Consider the following 264-nt stretch of genomic DNA (forward strand, 5'->3'; position numbering starts at 1 on the left):
CGACTACATCGCGCGCACCCGCGGCACGGTCGAGCTGTCCGCCGGCGCGGTGAAGAGCGGCGACGGCTACCGCTTCACCCGGGGCAGCGGCTCGTACGACGCGGCCGCCGCGAATCTGAACGCCACCTTCGCCGGGGCCGTCCGCTTCCGGGCCCACGGGGACTCCCTGGACCTGACGTTCCGCGGCCTCACGGTCCGGGCGGCCGGCACGCAGGGGGCCCTGATCGCCGATGTCTCCGCCAAGGACCGCCGGCAGGGCGAGAT

General features: G+C 75.0%; 1 protein-coding gene. It reads left to right on the forward strand.

Annotation, left to right across the window (positions count from 1 at the left end; genetic code table 11):
• Positions 1-264 (forward strand): HtaA domain-containing protein (locus ACSNOK_RS34630; RefSeq protein WP_436784679.1); only part of this gene is annotated, 264 nt, incomplete at both ends.

Source organism: Streptomyces sp. URMC 126, from assembly GCF_051386555.1.
Lineage (GTDB): Bacteria > Actinomycetota > Actinomycetes > Streptomycetales > Streptomycetaceae > Streptomyces.